Source organism: Herbidospora sp. RD11066, assembly GCF_054661255.1.
Genome location: NZ_BAAGDO010000119.1, coordinates 1 through 278, shown reverse-complemented (window position 1 = coordinate 278; position 278 = coordinate 1). Strand labels below are relative to the sequence as shown.

Here is a 278-nt window from a genome sequence, read left to right as displayed (position 1 = left end):
CTGGTGGTGTGACCGTTAAAGACGTTTGTCCTCACGAATTCGTTAAGGCTTTAGCAGCCCATTTGAAGAAGGGTGGAAAGCTGAAGGTACCAGAATGGGTTGATCTGGTAAAAACAGCTAAAAGCAAGGAACTTGCTCCTTATGATCCTGACTGGTACTACATCAGGTCTGCCTCAATCCTTCGTCATGTCTACCTTCGCAATGGTATCGGTGTGGGTCACCTTACACGTGTGTATGGAGGACGCACGCGACGAGGTTCAAGGCCCAGCCACTTTGAA

Annotated in this window: 1 protein-coding gene; it reads left to right on the top strand. The window is 48.9% G+C overall.

Annotated features, from left to right (window positions below; all coding sequences use genetic code 11):
* Positions 1–8: 8 nt before the first annotated feature.
* Positions 9–278, top strand: a 270-nt coding sequence (locus tag ACYQ78_RS39515) for a 40S ribosomal protein S19 (protein WP_459806126.1), incomplete at its 3' end; no start/stop codon positions are given.